Origin of the sequence: Furfurilactobacillus rossiae DSM 15814 (genome assembly GCF_000428925.1) — a bacterium.
Taxonomy (GTDB): domain Bacteria; phylum Bacillota; class Bacilli; order Lactobacillales; family Lactobacillaceae; genus Furfurilactobacillus; species Furfurilactobacillus rossiae.
Window position 1 is genome coordinate 470218 of record NZ_AUAW01000001.1, and the last position, 15812, is coordinate 486029.

At 42.9% G+C, this 15812-nt stretch carries 17 protein-coding genes; 9 read left to right on the forward strand and 8 right to left on the reverse strand.

From position 1 onward, the window contains the following. Window positions 1–2 precede the first annotated feature (2 nt). Complete coding sequence (gene pdhA / locus G400_RS0102335) at window positions 3–1121, reverse strand: pyruvate dehydrogenase (acetyl-transferring) E1 component subunit alpha (protein ID WP_017262045.1); 1119 nt, start codon at window positions 1119–1121, stop codon at window positions 3–5. A 558-nt stretch (window positions 1122–1679) separates the two neighbouring features. Here pdhA and G400_RS0102345 point away from each other — a divergent pair. Together G400_RS0102345 and G400_RS14285 are read left to right on the forward strand one after the other, a co-directional pair. Then, window positions 1680–2291 carry a peptide deformylase gene (locus G400_RS0102345; RefSeq protein WP_026017157.1) on the forward strand — a complete coding sequence of 204 codons (612 nt, stop codon included), beginning with the start codon at window positions 1680–1682 and terminating at the stop codon, window positions 2289–2291. Between the two features lie 20 nt (window positions 2292–2311). Beyond that, the gene (locus G400_RS14285) at window positions 2312–2761 is read left to right on the forward strand and encodes a MarR family winged helix-turn-helix transcriptional regulator (RefSeq protein WP_017262048.1); all 450 of its coding nucleotides are present in this window, start codon (window positions 2312–2314) and stop codon (window positions 2759–2761) included. A 99-nt stretch (window positions 2762–2860) separates the two neighbouring features. Here the strand turns inward: G400_RS14285 and G400_RS0102355 are convergent, their stop codons facing one another. Beyond that, window positions 2861–3388 (reverse strand): hypothetical protein, encoded by a 528-nt coding sequence (locus G400_RS0102355; protein ID WP_017262049.1) that lies wholly within the window; start codon window positions 3386–3388, stop codon window positions 2861–2863. 326 nt (window positions 3389–3714) lie between these two features. Here G400_RS0102355 and G400_RS0102360 point away from each other — a divergent pair, with 326 nt between their 5' ends. The 4 genes from G400_RS0102360 (at window position 3715) to G400_RS0102375 (ending at window position 7905) form a co-directional block, all read left to right on the forward strand. Further along, window positions 3715–3927, forward strand: a complete 213-nt coding sequence (locus G400_RS0102360; protein WP_017262050.1) for a DNA-directed RNA polymerase subunit epsilon — start codon at window positions 3715–3717, stop codon at window positions 3925–3927. A 3-nt stretch (window positions 3928–3930) separates the two neighbouring features. Further along, window positions 3931–5703 carry a ribonuclease J1 gene (gene rnjA / locus G400_RS0102365; RefSeq protein WP_017262051.1) on the forward strand — a complete coding sequence of 591 codons (1773 nt, stop codon included), beginning with the start codon at window positions 3931–3933 and terminating at the stop codon, window positions 5701–5703. Window positions 5704–5881: 178 nt separating this feature from the next. Continuing rightward, window positions 5882–6850, forward strand: a complete 969-nt coding sequence (locus G400_RS0102370; RefSeq protein ID WP_017262052.1) for a diacylglycerol/lipid kinase family protein — start codon at window positions 5882–5884, stop codon at window positions 6848–6850. 68 nt (window positions 6851–6918) lie between these two features. Further along, a complete protein-coding gene (locus G400_RS0102375) occupies window positions 6919–7905 on the forward strand; it encodes an ADP-ribosylglycohydrolase family protein (protein WP_017262053.1) in 987 nt (328 codons plus the stop codon). Window positions 7906–7977: 72 nt separating this feature from the next. On the opposite strand, the gene G400_RS0102380 is transcribed toward G400_RS0102375, so the two are convergent. The 3 genes from G400_RS0102380 to G400_RS0102390 form a co-directional block, all read right to left on the reverse strand. After that, on the reverse strand, window positions 7978–8160 hold the full coding sequence (locus G400_RS0102380) for a hypothetical protein (protein WP_017262054.1): 183 nt from the start codon (window positions 8158–8160) through the stop codon (window positions 7978–7980). Window positions 8161–8548: 388 nt separating this feature from the next. Continuing rightward, window positions 8549–10057 (reverse strand): NlpC/P60 family protein, encoded by a 1509-nt coding sequence (locus tag G400_RS0102385; protein ID WP_017262055.1) that lies wholly within the window; start codon window positions 10055–10057, stop codon window positions 8549–8551. A gap of 576 nt (window positions 10058–10633) precedes the next feature. Then, window positions 10634–11377, reverse strand: a complete 744-nt coding sequence (locus G400_RS0102390) for a glucose 1-dehydrogenase (protein WP_017262056.1) — start codon at window positions 11375–11377, stop codon at window positions 10634–10636. Window positions 11378–11546: 169 nt separating this feature from the next. On the opposite strand from G400_RS0102390, the gene G400_RS0102395 reads away from it, so the two are divergent. The 3 genes from G400_RS0102395 to G400_RS0102405 all read left to right on the forward strand — a co-directional run bounded on the left by G400_RS0102395 (window position 11547) and on the right by G400_RS0102405 (window position 12827). Next, entirely contained in the window at window positions 11547–12005 is a 459-nt protein-coding gene (locus G400_RS0102395) for a LytTR family DNA-binding domain-containing protein (RefSeq protein WP_017262057.1), read from the forward strand. A gap of 23 nt (window positions 12006–12028) precedes the next feature. Then, entirely contained in the window at window positions 12029–12424 is a 396-nt protein-coding gene (locus G400_RS0102400) for a DUF3021 family protein (protein WP_017262058.1), read from the forward strand. A 139-nt stretch (window positions 12425–12563) separates the two neighbouring features. Further along, the gene (locus tag G400_RS0102405) at window positions 12564–12827 is read left to right on the forward strand and encodes a hypothetical protein (protein WP_017262059.1); all 264 of its coding nucleotides are present in this window, start codon (window positions 12564–12566) and stop codon (window positions 12825–12827) included. Window positions 12828–12927: 100 nt separating this feature from the next. Here the strand turns inward: G400_RS0102405 and G400_RS0102410 are convergent, their stop codons facing one another. The 3 genes from G400_RS0102410 to G400_RS0102420 form a co-directional block, all read right to left on the reverse strand. Continuing rightward, a complete protein-coding gene (locus tag G400_RS0102410; RefSeq protein ID WP_017262060.1) occupies window positions 12928–13812 on the reverse strand; it encodes a triphosphoribosyl-dephospho-CoA synthase in 885 nt (294 codons plus the stop codon). Next, a complete protein-coding gene (citX, locus tag G400_RS0102415) occupies window positions 13809–14369 on the reverse strand; it encodes a citrate lyase holo-[acyl-carrier protein] synthase (RefSeq protein ID WP_017262061.1) in 561 nt (186 codons plus the stop codon). Before citX ends, G400_RS0102410 begins: the two co-directional genes overlap by 4 nt. 168 nt (window positions 14370–14537) lie before the next feature. Continuing rightward, complete coding sequence (locus G400_RS0102420) at window positions 14538–15686, reverse strand: NAD(P)-dependent malic enzyme (RefSeq protein ID WP_017262062.1); 1149 nt, start codon at window positions 15684–15686, stop codon at window positions 14538–14540. Window positions 15687–15812 lie beyond the last annotated feature (126 nt).

A 15812-nucleotide genomic window follows, 5' to 3' on the forward strand; every position in this document is an offset into this window, starting at 1 on the left:
GATTACTTCGACTCCTTTGCTTCAAATTCGGCAATTTGTGCCTTGATGTTCGGAGTTGGTACTTCGAACGTGTTCTTTAACATTTCAACATTTGTTTGTTTAGGTTCTGCATCGGCAGCTTTCAAGTCAGCCTTGAACTGTGTCTTGCATTCGTCAACATAGTCGCTTTCCTGTTGATCGGACCAAAGCCCTTTATCTTCCAGTACCTTCCGCAAACGGATTAATGGGTCGTTATCATGCCAAGGTTTTTCTTCTTCCTTAGTACGGTAACGTGAAGGATCGTCACCGGCTGAGCTGTGGGCACCATAACGGTAAGTCAAGGTTTCAATCAATACTGGGCCATTGCCTGCCGCAGCGTATTCACGAGCAGCTTTAGCAACGGAGTAAACAGCCAAAATATCCATCCCGTCAACCTGAACAGAAGGCATCCCAGCAGCAACAGCCTTTTGAGCCAACGTTGTGGCAGCCGTTTGCTTCTTCCGTGGAACAGAAATTGCAAAGCCGTTATTTTGAATGATAGCAACTAATGGTGCTTGGAAGGCCCCAGCAAAGTTCAAGCCTTCATAAGTATCACCTTGCGAAGTCCCACCATCACCGGTGTAAACAAAGGCAACGTTGTTTTCACCGTTCTTCTTAATTCCTAAAGCAGCACCGGCAGCTTCTACGAATTGAGCACCGATAATAATTTGTGGCATCCATGCACGATACTTTGGATCATATTGATTACCCTTAACGTGACCACGTGACCATAAGAAACCTTTTTCAACTGAACCACCGTGTTGAATCAGTTGTGGTAGGTCACGGTAAGCTGGGAACAAGAAATCCTGAGGTTCAAAAGCTGAGACACTGCCCATTTCACTGGCTTCTTCACCAGCCGTTGGAGCGTAGAACCCCAACCGACCTTGACGTGAAAAGCTCATGGTCTGCTCATGTAAAGCACGTTCCCAAACCATTTTCTTCATGAAATCAACCAATTGTTCATCACTAAAGGAGTCAAACACCTCTTGATTAACAACTTTGGCAGAACCGTCTAGAACTTGAACCATTTTGTATTCACTACCGAGATTTTCCTTAATCGCAGCAAAGTCTACAATTGGCTTAGATGAATCGTTGTTTGCCATAATGCACACATTCCTTTCTTTTTCTGATGACAGCTTCCATCCGCTCACTGTCTAAGACTTGCAACAAGCAAATGTATGCGCTTTCATCTTTCACCGACAATTGTAACGCTAGATAGAAATCGTTTGCAAGGGGTTTCATAATTGTTAAAAATCTCACAATTGTCCTTGACACAACCCATTTACTTGTGAAGTTTCTGAACATTTTTAGTGCTTTTTGTATAGCAACCAACCAATCGACCATAAAACGCTGTTACATAAACTTTTTCCCTGCTTATTAAATAAGCAATCCCGTTTTCATACTTCTTTCACGTTTCACATGCCAATATTTTTATACTTTGAAAACAATTTTAATAACTCTAAAATAAGTTTTCTTTGCGTTGGTTTTCACGAATCGTTGTTAGCTTACTTAACGGACATATCGGCCTTCAAAGGGCGAAGTATCAATACTTTGCGCTCATTTATTGACTTTCTATTTCTATTCATCTTTATGCTTAGCCGTTCCGAAATTTCTAGCGTATGGTACACTATTTGTTAGTAGTATATGAGGAGGAACAGCACGTGATATTAATGGACAACATTATTCGGGATGGTAACCCTACCTTACGTAAGTACGCTGACAAGGTAACCTTTCCGCTTAGTCAGGAACACCAACAACTTGCAAAGGACATGATGAAATATCTGGAAGTTAGTCAAAATCCGGACCTTGCTGAAAAGTACGGTCTCCGGGCAGGAGTCGGTTTAGCCGCCCCACAAGTGGACGTTTCCATTCAAATGGCAGCCGTCCTTGTACCCTCGCCTGTAGAACCAGATGATCCAGATAATCATGATGATGTCTTAAAAGCTGCCCAGGAAGCTCAAGACAACCCAGTCTTTAAGGATGTAATTATCAATCCCGTCATCGTTAGCCAATCTGTCCAGCTTGGCGCGCTGTCCGAAGGTGAAGGCTGCTTATCAGTGGATGAAGATAAACCCGGTTACGTGCCACGCGCTGACCGCATTACTTTACGCTATCAGGATGTCGACGGTAACGACCACAAAGTTCGGTTGAAGAATTATCCTGCCATTGTTTGTCAGCATGAAATTGATCATCTGCACGGTGTGTTGTTTTACGACCATATTAATAAGGAGCAACCCTTTGCGGCCGAAGAAAACACTCTGCTGATTGGCTAAGTACCTGGAGGTAAGTAATCATGGCATTTTCAGCATTAAACGATGATCTTATTGCCCAGCTAAACACCGCCTCAAGAAAATTAACAGCGTTGCTTGACGATCAATTACGACCGCTTAATCTCTCGGCAAGCAATTATTATCTCCTTTTAAAGATCGATGCCAAAACCGGTTTAACGCAGGATCAGTTGTATCGGCGGATTTACCTCAGTCCTAGCAATGTTACGCGACGATTAGATCAATTGATCAACTTAGGCTTTGTACGCAAGGTCAAGACGGCTACGGATCGACGAGCATGGCGTGTCTTGCTCACCGATGACGGGGCTCATTTGATTGACAAGATAAACGAGCAATTACAGCATGTTAATGACCTGACCTTTTCAGGTCTCAGCAGCACGGACTTAACCGCTTTGTCGACCATGTTGGATACAATCGACGACAACTTGAGTGAAAACTCGGTACATCATAATTAATGTGAACTAAAAAAATCCGTCTTGAATTAGCAATTATACTAATTCAAGACGGATTTTTATTTCACTAGAAGTGTAAAGTTAACGTTTAAATGATGATTCCTAATGATTATCCTCAGCATTGGACGCTGGCATTTTTTCTGAAGGATTAAGTCGTTTAAGATCCTGTACATATTCAATGGTAGATTCATTCATTAAATAGGCTACATCAATGTGCAACTGCCCCTCAAATAACCACAAATCAGTCACAACAAACGTGGGGTGACTCGTCGATAACCGTTTGACATGATTTTTAACTGCATACTCGCCCAGCGCATTGTTTAATGGGCGCCTTAAAGTTGGCAGTTGATCCGCTTGCAAATTATCAGCGGTGATACTGAATTCAAAAGCCATCACGCCGCGACCCCACACGTCAGCCACAGTGTCAGACGCCGTAAAATGATTTTGGCTTTGACTCAAGGTGTGTTCGTCAGCCAACTGATTCAACGCACTCTTCATGGCGCTTTCTGTCGTCGCCTGAGCATCGTTACGAACAATGCTTGTTGCCCGGCGAATAATCAAGCGATGAATATAATGATAAATTAAATATGCGAGGATAATTCCTATAATAATGATTAGTGCCAGTTTCATTCAGAACCCCTCCGTTTCTACACTTAATTTTACCATATCTTCTCGTCAGTAACCGCTAGCTGACGGCAAAACAATCGGCGTTTTCTGGAAATGATCCCTTATGCTAGCAAGTAACTCTGTAAATGGGGTCTGAATACACTGGCAGTGCGTCGTGTGAGTGTACATCGACCGCCGGCTATGGTAATATTGAACTCAAATGTTGTGTTCGCGCAACCGCTGTTCGGGAGAAAACACCTTAATTTTTCGTTTGTTAACCGCCTCGCTTAGGTGTGACGGTTCTGTTTTTCATACAATAAAAATTTATTATATATAGGAGATTTTTACACATGATTTTCAAAGTTTATTATCAAGAATCAAAAGTTCGTAACCCTAAACGGGAAGACACTCACTCATTATACATTGAGGCTGATAATGAAGCCGAAGCAATGAGCACCGTTGAAGCTAACACTGAGTACAATGTTGAATATTTGGAACCACTTGAAGGCAACGCTTTGGAATACGAGCAAAAAGGCGCCAACTACAAGTTAACGGAGTTTTAGCTTATGGCAAAACTCAATATTAAAAATAACGAAACCGCAGTTTACGCAGTTGGTGGATTAGGCGAAATTGGGAAAAACACTTATGGTGTCCAGTTTCAGGATGAAATCATTATGATTGATGCCGGCATTAAGTTCCCCGAAGACGAATTGCTGGGAATTGATTACGTGATTCCGGACTACTCTTACCTTAAACAAAACGAATCAAAAATTAAGGCGCTTGTCATCACCCACGGACACGAAGACCACATCGGTGGTATTCCATTTTTACTCCAACAAATTCATGTACCAATCTATGCAGGTCCACTTCCAATGGCACTCATTAAAAACAAATTGGAAGAACACGGCTTGCTGGAAACAACTGAACTGCATGAAATCGATGAGGACACTGTGCTGAAGTTCAGAAAGACGAGTGTTTCGTTCTTCAGAACCACCCACAGTATTCCTGATACTCTTGGTGTCGCAGTTAAGACTCCTTCTGGTACGATTGTTCAAACTGGTGACTTTAAGTTTGACCTCACGCCAATCAACACGCCTGCACCGAACTTGCAAAAAATGGCGAAGCTTGGCGAAGAAGGTGTCTTGTGTCTTCTTTCTGACTCAACGAATGCCGAACGGCCAGAATTTACTAAGTCTGAACGCTGGGTCAGCCACTCAATCCACAAGTTGTTTGACAAAATTGATGGTCGAATCATTTTCGCCACTTTCGCATCAAACATTTCACGTATTGAACAAGCTGCCGAAGCGGCCATTGAACATCATCGGAAAATCGCCGTATTTGGTCGATCAATGGAAGCAGCCCTAGTTAATGGTCGTGAACTCGGCTACCTTAACATCCCTGATGACGTCTTGGTTGATGCTTCCGAGCTTCGCAATATTCCAGCGAATGAAACACTGATTTTATGTACTGGCTCTCAGGGTGAACCAATGGCCGCCCTATCACGGATTGCTAACGGTACCCACCGACAGATTTCGATTCAACCAAACGATACAGTCATCTTTTCTAGTAACCCAATTCCTGGTAACACAACTAGTGTTAACCGGGTCATTAACGAACTAGAAGAAGCTGGTGCTGAAGTTATTCATGGTGCTGTTAACAACATCCATACTTCAGGACATGGTGGTCAGGTTGATCAGGAGTTAATGCTTCGATTAATCAAGCCAAAGTACTTCATGCCAATCCATGGTGAGTACAGAATGCAGAAGATCCATACACAACTTGCACAATTATGTGATGTTCCAGAAGATCACACGTTTATTCTGCAAAACGGGGATGTATTGGCCCTCACCGCTGATTCTGCCCGTGTCGCTGGTCATTTCAACGCTGGCGATGTGTATGTAGATGGCAATGGTGTCGGTGACATTGGCAACGTCGTCTTACATGACCGTCAGATGTTGTCCGAAGAAGGATTAGTTGTCGCTGTTGCGACAATTGATCTTAAAAACAAGGAAATTCAGGCCGGCCCTGACCTTCTCAGTCGTGGTTTTGTCTACATGCGTGAATCTGGTGACATGATTAATGAAGGTCGTCGTCGGGTGTTCCGTACCATTCGTCGCGCAATGCGTGATGACAATGCAACAGAAGCCTCGATTCGAACAGCCATCATCGACGACTTGCAAAGTTTCTTGTATGAGAAGACTGAACGTCATCCGATGATTCTGCCAGAATTGATTATGACTAGCACAAATGCACCTCACAAAAAGGCTGCCACACATCGTAATTCACCAGCACGGCGCGAAGTTAATGCCAAAGCTGAAACACAAGCAACAAACGAATAATAATCAACACGATGCAAAAAAATCGTTGATTGCTGCCGGTTCTTCATCAGAGGAACCGGTTTTCTTATGCACAATGTTCTTTAAGAAACCTTAAACAACTACTAATGGTTCCACCTCATCCGTCGCTCATTTCGTATACTGAATAAAGAGAAAGTGTTTCATATTGAGAGGAACTGTTATGACCCGTCACTTTTACGTCATTTTAAACCGTCACGCTGGCCGCGGTTACGCAAACAATGTTTGGCAAACGATTCAACCACAGCTGGATCAACTGGGAATTGAATATCAAATGAATGAAACAAAATATGCTGAGCATGCGATTCTTCTTGCTGAACAGTACGCGAAACATCATGCAAATGTCCCTATGGGTTCACATATTGTTTTGGTCGTTGGCGGTGATGGTACTCTCAATCAAGCACTAAATGGGCTAAAGAAGGTCGATGTAGCCGTTCCCTTGCCGCTAGCGTACATCCCTGCCGGTTCTGGCAATGATTTTGCACGAGGCGCACAGGTATCCCGCAACGCTTCAAACGCGCTCAAACAGATTCTAACAGCCACTGAGCCGGAAATGTTGGACATCGGTCATTATGATGAAACAACCCAACATGAACAACGTTACTTCGTTAATAATGTTGGTATTGGTTTCGATGCCGCAATTGTTAGTGCTGCGAATCACAGTACTAAAAAGGGCTTGCTCAACCGTTTACACTTAGGCAACCTGGCCTATATTGGACAACTCATCAAGGTGCTAGGGCAGCAAACTGCCTTTCCTGTTACGGTTCATGTTGGTAACCGTCGTGATATTTTTGACAATGGTTTCTTGGTAACAACAAGCAACCACCCTTACTTCGGTGGTGGTGTTCCCATTTTGCCTATCGCAAACGTTCATGATCGAAAACTATCGCTCATTATCGCGGAAAAAATGATTCTACCAAAATTCATTTTTTTGTTTATCATGATGGCTTTTGGGCGTCATCTGAATTTTAAAAATGTTCATCATTATCAGGCCGAGCATTTGCATCTGACAATATCATCTTTAGAATACGGTCAGGTTGACGGTGAAGAAATGGGGAATCGTTTCTTTGATATTTATCTCTCTGTTGAACAATATCCATTTTGGTTTGCCCCTATCCGACATGCAAAGTAGTGTAGCTAAATTTTCTTCTCATTTATTTCATCATGAAAAGTCTTACTAATCTCAGAGGAGTCTTGCACATGAACCATACATCAGCAGCATTAACCGCAGGCATTTACGGTATCGCTATCGGTGACGCCCTTGGTCAGTCAACACAATTTAAAAGTTACGAAAAGTTGCAACAAAATCCAGTACATGAAATGCTTATGGGTGCCTATCAAACATTGCCCGGTACCTGGTCGGACGATACTAGCATGACGCTTGCTACCCTAGCTGCAATTGCAGCTAACGCAACTGACACCGCCATTCCATTAGAGCCAGTCATGAATAACTTCATAGCTTGGTTAAACGATGCAGATTTCACCCCTGCTCATGAAACTTTTGATGTCGGTAACGGAACTCGCCAAGCACTACGTCATTACAGTGAAACACATGACCCTAGAGACGCGGGTAGCGCCGATGTCAAAAACAACGGTAATGGTGCGCTTATGCGTATGTTTCCAGTCGCACTATGGGCTATTCATCAATTGGACAAGGGTCAAACATTAGTAAACCGGCCGGAGCTAGTTGATCAAATTATCGGAGTTGCTGAACTAACACATCGCCATGCTCGTTCAACTGTCGCCTGCTTACTTTACTCTGCACTCTTAACACGGCTTATAGAATCAACTGGTTGGACCAATCAGTTTCTCACTCAAGCGGTCCAAGATGTGCAGCAAATCGTCCAGAACCGTACGGAGTTAGCCGGCGAGCTGCCCCAGTACAATCGTCTTCTTGATCCTGCTTTCTATAAGCTGGCTGCCGCTCAGCTTAACACCAGCGGCTATGTCGTTGATACTACAGAAAGCGTCTGGTGGTTACTCAACCGCTTTACGGATTATCATGATCTTGTTCTGAACGCCATCAATCTTGGTGGTGACACAGACACCATCGCAAGCATCGCTGGTGGCCTTGCAGCAATTAGGGGTGGCCTGACGTCACTGCCACGAGACTGGCAGGATGAATTGCTGGGTCGTAACGTAATTGCTAATACAATCCATGATGCACTTCGATCCGGCAAGTACTGAAAACTTAATTAAAGCAACAAAAAGGATGACCGCCAAAAAATCTGGCGATCACCCTTTTTGTTTGATTACATATTAATCTTCAGCAGCGTCCATGGCCTCGAGAATTGCATCCAGTTGGTCACACTTACCCCTGAGGGAATCGATCTGATCATGCGATGCCATCCGATGTGTTGACGCGCTCGATTCATCTTGGAGTTCCGCTAATTCATGTGTAGCTTCGCGGTATTCTTCAAGAATCTCTAACTTGTTACTCATCTTTAACACTCCATTTCATACTATAGGTCGACGACCCAGATTATGACGGTAGCAATTAAAGCTCCTTCAAATTCATAAGTGACTATAACACCTTTCAGCCAAACTGTGAATACTTTTGACCAAGGATTTTTTGTGTCATTTTTGAAGTATTTCAACGTTCATTTTAAATTAATTTTTTCTTTTATAGTGTATATGGCAATATTTGATTTTGACGGGGTTTGTATCTGTATGGAAACGGGCCTAAATTTTCATTTGTAAAACGTTCAACTTGCTTTAGAATTATTTTGTTTCCAAATTGTCATATTTCGATAATCGGTTAAGTGTCATACAAATTAGCCGGAAACACTTACAACAGTCTATTTCGTCATCGTTGAACTATCCAAACATCTTACTGACGCAAACTCCCTGAGAAACTCGGCATAAAGGTTCGACCATCCATCGTGTACGTTTGAACGTTCTTTCCTGGTTCAGGCGCTGCGATGTACTGACTATCACCAATTGCAATGGCATTGTGATATGTCGCACCCTGCGGTCCCCAAAACAAAACGTCACCTGGTTGGGCTGCATTAACAGGTTGAGCGTTAAAATATGCTTCTTGCGCGACAGTATTATGTGGCAACGAAACACCGGCCGATGCGTAGGCCTGTTGAACAAGTCCTGAACAATCAGCACCTTGAGTCGACGCACCGCCCCAAACGTATGGCACTTGTTGATTCTGATAATCAACAGCAGTCTGAACAACTTTTGTCCGTGTTGACTGATCAGCCGTGTAATTTGGCTGAGATGGTGTTGGTGCTGCACTAACCGCTGTGGTGGCGGCTTGTGACGTAGTTGACTGGGTTGGCTCATTCGTTTGGGTAGACGTCGATGCTTGGGCAGATGCTGACGAAGCAGGCACCGCCTGTGAAGAAATAGAATTTGTCTGCTTAATTGTCGCATTCGATGTTACGACGTTTGAAACATCACTATTAGATTGACTCTTCAACTGCTTAGTCGAACTGGAGACAGACGTTGCAACACTGCTGGTCGCTACTTTTGAGGAGCTCAACGTCGCGGTCTGTGTTGAAGTAGCAGTTGAACTAACGTGAGATGTTCCCGTTTTGTCTGCTGCCAAGGTTGAGATGCCATTGTTAGTCGTGACAGCCTTAGTCTGCTGGCTTGTAGGTGCTATAGACGTCGTGGCTTTACTTTTACTTGCAGACCCCGCTGAAACTGCAACAAGAGCAGATGTCGCAGCAGAAGTAACAACGGTTGAATTCAAACCGTCTGCACTAGCATTAGCAATTTGATCCGTGGAAGTTGACTTAACATCACTTTGCACGACGGTATCATCTTTTGTCTGATCAACTTTACTATCAACTGCAGAAACAAGGTTGACTGTCTTAAGAGCCTCTTCAGTTTCAATCGGTGCAGCCGAAGCAGTCGTTGCCGATGCTTCACTACTTGGAGTTTGCGGCTCCTCTAAGGACAGCTTCTGACCAACATGAATAATAGAACTAGTGAGTTGGTTATTGGCCATCAATTCACCAACAGTGGTACCCTTTGCGGCCGCAATCGACCATAAACTGTCCCCGGTTTTGACTGCATATGTATGCTGTGGTGACGTTTGAACGTTGACGGTGCGCAAAACTGGTTGCATAGTTTGAACCTTAACGTTATCCAGTGCACCATTATGTCCCGTATAAATAACAGAGGTTTGACGATCAGCACCGTCCTTAACCTTATTTAGGGTTTCTATCGATTGTAGTGACACATGTGTGTGTCGCGTATAACCTGACGGTGCGTCGTTTTTCTGCGCTTTAATTTGTGATGCAAATACTGATGATCCACCAGCTGCTAAAATGGCACTAACGGCCCCAATCGCAGCCAGAACACGATTACTTTGCTCTGTTCCCATTCTCAGCACTTCCCATGTTGTCTGAATTATGCTTAAAACATTAAGAAAAGTTTAAGCATGTCATATGTGTAGTATAACAGCCCTTTAACCAAACAGAAACCTCAATTTTAAATGAATTGAAAATAAAAATGTGGCAGTCAATAATGGGCATTATGCAGAACTATTATAGTTAGTGCACCACCTTTGAAAATGCATATTGTTACATACATATAAAAGTAAGATCTGACAATTGTGCCCTCTGCCACTACGCTTAAAATGTCTATTTCTTCTTGCGCAGCGGCACTTAAATATTTAGCAACCATGTCAATTATCTAAAGTGGTCTACCTAACTCAAAAACAGCAATTGCATCATACAACATCCGTTTTATAGGCACAATTAACACATTTACACAATCTGTGGTCAAGACCACGGAAAGAAGTTATTATCAACAGCTTCATTATCAACATTGGCATTAACAAAATTCGTTAATCTCAATGTTCAATGCATTGGTATTATTCACGTTTAAATTACAGTTACATCAAAAAAACGCCCCCCTAATTTTTTAGAGAGCGCTTAATTGGTCTACTTTAATAAACTCAGGCGTTTTGCCCACCGTCAATTGTAAATTCAGCACCAGTAGCATACTTCGATTCATCAGAGCCTAGGAAAACACAGATATTAGCAATGTCTGACGGCTGGCCCATTTCTCCAATTGGAATTGTTTTAACAACAGAATCACGAACCTCATCCGGAATAATTGCTGTGTCAACCCAACCTGGATGAACAGAATTGATTCGAACTTTCAGTCCTTCATGGGCTGCAGATAGAGCAGCCGCCTTGGTCAACAACCGCGTGCCACCCTTACTTGAAGAGTAAGCAGCGGCCATTGGTAACCCACGAAGACCGGCGACTGAGGAAATGTTGATGATTGAACCTGCACCACCATTCTTCTTCATCGCCTGAATACCGTATTTAACACCTAGGAAATTCCCGGTAAGGTTTACGTCGATCACTTGCTGCCACTCAGCTAATGATAAGTCTTCAACAGGGCCATTCTTACCGCCAATACCGGCATTATTAACGACAATGTCAACTTTTCCGAAGTTATCTTCAGCCGCTGAGATAACTTTTTTCCAATCATCCTCTTTGGCCACATTTTGCTGAACAAACAAGCCTGCGTCACCTAATTTACTGGCAACCTTTTGTCCGCCATCAACATTATGATCTGCGGTAACAACAACTTTGGCCCCTTCTTTAACAAAGGCCTCCGCAATGGCTTGACCAATTCCTGCGGCGGCACCTGTAACAATGGCGACCTTACCTGATAAACGCTCTGACATAATCTTTCCTCCTAGTAATTGATAACATCATTCTATGCCCAGGTAAGGCAAAATGCACATTTTTGAACTTCAATACCACTTTCGCCACATTTCCAACCATTCACGCGCAAATCATTGTTTTTAAGCCGCTCGTTTAATAAGCTTAGTTCATCAAATAGAGGTGATTCATATGAAAGTCACATATAAACAAATTGATCAATCTGACACTACTGTTGTCGTTTATGCCCGAGCACAAACGGACAGTGTCACTAACTTGATTGGCTACATTACCGAGTATAACGAAGGTGACAATCAAATCGTGATTCACGAAAACGGTCGGATGAGCATTATTCAGATTTCAGAGATCATCACAGTTGAAGTTCAGAATAAGGACCTGACGATCACGACAACGAGCAATATTTTCCATGTTCGTGGCGCCCTATCAAAAATGATGGAAAAACTCACACAACATTCTTTTGCCTTAGTCTCGCAGTCTGCGACCATCAACTTAAGGTACTTGGACTCATTGGTAGCTTCTTTTTCTGGAACAATGACGGCACATTTAAAAAACGGTCAGCAAGTCGCTGTTTCTCGGCGGTTTGTCCCCTTATTACGCCAACGCATTAAAACATTGCAAACACAAAAGTAAATAACAGCTTTGGGGGTTATATCATGGCACAAAAAATGACGAGTTTATTCAAAAGCTTTCTCACGTCTTTTTCAATTGGCAATTTTTTTATCGTCTTAAACCTATTGATTTCACGAATACCGCACATTCATCAATTGATTATTGAGGTTTGGATATTTTGTCTAAGCCTCACGTTTATCAATCTACTACAGTGGTTGTCGATCAAACCAGTGATTAAATATGCGTTGATTATTGTGTTTACATCAATTATCTATCTGATCTTTGCCGGCATCTTTCACTGGATGCCATTGACGACGGTTAGCATTTCACTCACATTCGTTGGCTTTGCCACTTGGTATATTGTGTCGTGGCTCGGATACTGGCTGTATTCGCGCTGGTTAGCTAATAGCGTGAATCACGACTTAAAAGCGCAACAGTGATTTTCTACCATAAAAAAGTTATTATCCGGCGTCAAATTTATAACGAATGGAGAATAACAGATGATTGCTTTTGAATGCCAACAGCATTAAATTAATAATATAATTAGTTTTATCAAAAAGCATGTCTGGAGGTCTGATCATGTCAGAAAAAAATAATGCTGAAAAAGCTATTGATTCAACGCCAGCAGGAGCGGGTACCACTTTAGGAGCACAGCAAGGCGTACACGCAGAACATAATACAACCGTTCAGCTTATCGCATTATGGATTGTTATTATCACATTGATTGGTGTATTGATTGCTGCTGTGTTCGGTGCTTTTGCAGTTATGAACATAATGTTGGGCCTAGCGGTGCTTAGCGGCATTGTTTACGGTTTAACCGAATGGCGATTCGGCAAAGGATAAGCTTATTTTTCAGCGTTTTGTTATTGACAACTATAAAAGGACACAGATCAAGCGATTACAATAATCGTCATTTGATCTGTGTCCTTTTTAATTTTCAAACTTAACAAAGTTGTCCCTCTAACAGGGCAAAGTAAATCGTTAAAATAAGCAGATCTGCCGAGCCACCGAGACTCAAATTACGTGACAAAAATATTTCGTTCAGCTGTTTTAAGAAAACTTGACCAGCTGATGTTCGACTGCCCCCCAATTCGAAATAATGATTACTTTGAACGTGCATCCAATCAGTGATTTTTGCGTCACCAGCCCGCTTGATTAAATTTGAATCATCCGTATTGCCGGCAATGCGCATTAATGTATCAAGCAAACGTTCCATCGTTGTTCCCTGACGTTGCCGTAAAAATGGCAATGCTAGTTCAACCACAGTTGGGAAACCCGCCTCCGCTTCACCACGAATACCAGCCTTACCATACTTTAGAAATTGACGTTCACCGGCTGTTAGCGACGCTGGTGAAGTCGCCTTGATCTTTTTGAAGTCATTTTCAGTTAATCCTTGAAGCATTTGTTTGGTAATGGCAATAACTTCATTTGTCGCATATTTGTCATTAACAGTTAGTTGCTGTGCTGTCGCCGCAACTAATACGCCCAATGAAAAAATCGCACCTTTATGTGTGTTCACACCATTCGTCGTTTCAAACATCATCTGCTCGGCATGCTGTCCCAAACGTCGTAACTGACCGAACAGTTCAGGCAATTCACCTTCAGTTTGTTCAAAACGCTGCCCGGCAAGCGCACATCTGTGCAAGTATTCCCGTAAACTGGTTGCACTATCAATGAAAGTAAACACCGTCATATCAGGATGCGGACCAGCGGAAACGGGATCAACCAAGCCAGGCTTTGGATTCACAGCTACTTCATAAAGGAGCGCCCGTTCACCTACTTGTGAAAGTGTTGACGACAACTGTTGGGCGCTCAAATCAAGTGTCATAGCAGCTGTCCTCCAAAGTAAGTCGTATACAGGTCGGCAATGTGGGCCTGCAATTCTGTCACGCTATGGCGACGCGAACGAGCACAATCCTTAGCCGGCCGACCGCAAACTAAACAGGTTCGCGCCGGCAAACCAAAGTTAGTCCGCGATAACGCTCGCGCACCGCCGTCGCTGCCCATCAGTACATCGGCATCAAATAAGCGGCCAAGTGTAAACTCATCTTCAAACGAAACTGCCAATTTTTTGACCTGGTCAGCTTTCATATCAACGACATAAAACGCTTCCGAGCCTGTTGGACGATTCCAATGTTCATCATCAATGATGACATATTGGTGTTGAGTCATCATGCTTCTCAACTGCGCGTCACCGGCTTTGAACAACTTTTCTAAAGCACTATTATTTTTAATTGGTCCGGGAATATTCATTTTTAAAGCCACCACTGTTCTCCCCGGATATTTAGCGATTAAACTTTGCTGAAGCGCCACACGCTCGTCTTTGTTTGCCAATACGTCATCGATTGTTTGGGGTTCACCAGTTGAAAATATATCTTCTGCCACGACTTTCTCTCCGTTCCTCTTTAAATTACGGTTAACAGTTTACGCCTACCCATCATTTTTGTCTCGTTCGCCGATTAATACTTGTCAATAACAAAAGACTGCCATCAGCGTTTTTTGCACCAATAGCGGTCTTTAAATTTAATGCATCTTTTAACTTTAAAAAGCGAATTATTTCGCAAAATCAACAACTGCCTTAGCAACTGTCTGAACAACCCCATCATCGAATACGCCTGGTACAATATGATCTGCTGTCGGATGTTCAACTAAGCTAGCGAGCGCCTTAGCCGTTGTTGCTTCTAAAACAAACGTGACGTGTTTAAGACCACTGGCCAGTAACCCCTTATATAATCCTGGAAAGACCAAAATGTTATTAACCTGGTTTGGATATTGACTAGAACCTGTCGCAATAACCGCTGCACCAGCCTCCTTAGCAACTGCTGGATCAATTTCAGGCACTGGATTGGCCAGGCCAAAAATAATCGGCTGATCGGCCATATTGCGCACATCATCACCGGTGAGCACGTTTGCATCAGATAATCCGACAAACACGTCTTGGCCCTTAATGCCCTCTTGCAATGTTGCACCAGTTGTTTGTGTGCCCAATTCTCGCGCCAAGCCACGCTGGAATTTGTTATAACGGTCATCATCAGGCGTAACGACACCATGAATGTCAGCTAGTGTAATGTGTTTCACACCAGCGGCAAACAACAAGCGAGCAACCGCAATCCCCGATGCACCGGCTCCGTTAATCAAAATGTGCAAATCGTTAAATGGTTTATTCACAACCTTGGCTGCGTTCAAAAGGCCGGCCATCACTACAATAGCAGTTCCTTCTTGATCATCATGATAAACCGGAATGTTGAGTTCTTTGCTTAACCGATCTTCAATCTCAAAGCATCTTGGCGCTGCAATGTCCTCTAAATGAATACCTGCAAAACTGCCAGCAATATTTTTAATCGTGCTGACGAATTCATCAGTGGATACCTGAGCAACTGATAATGGCAAAGCGTTAACACCCGCTAAGTCTTTATATAGTAATGATTTACCTTCAATAACCGGTAGTGCACCGGCCGGACCAATATTGCCAAGACCCAAAACAGCCGAACCGTCAGAAACCACGGCTACCAACTTGCCGCTTAACGTATAGTGATCTCGCAAACTTGGATCTTTAGCCAACATCTTTGAAATTGTAGCAACCCCTGGTGTGTACGCTTTGCCCAAATCCGATCGATTTTTAACAGCCATTTCAGATTCAATGCCAAGAACCCCATTATGTAAAGCATGTAACTTTAATACGTCATCTAATTGATCCGCCATGTGTGCGCTCCTTCATTTATTCTATTTCTAATATACACCGCTTTTAAAAAATATCAAAATTGATGGATTTTTTTGAAACATTTTAACAGCCTTAAAAACAGCAATAAGGCTAATTGATTGTTGTTT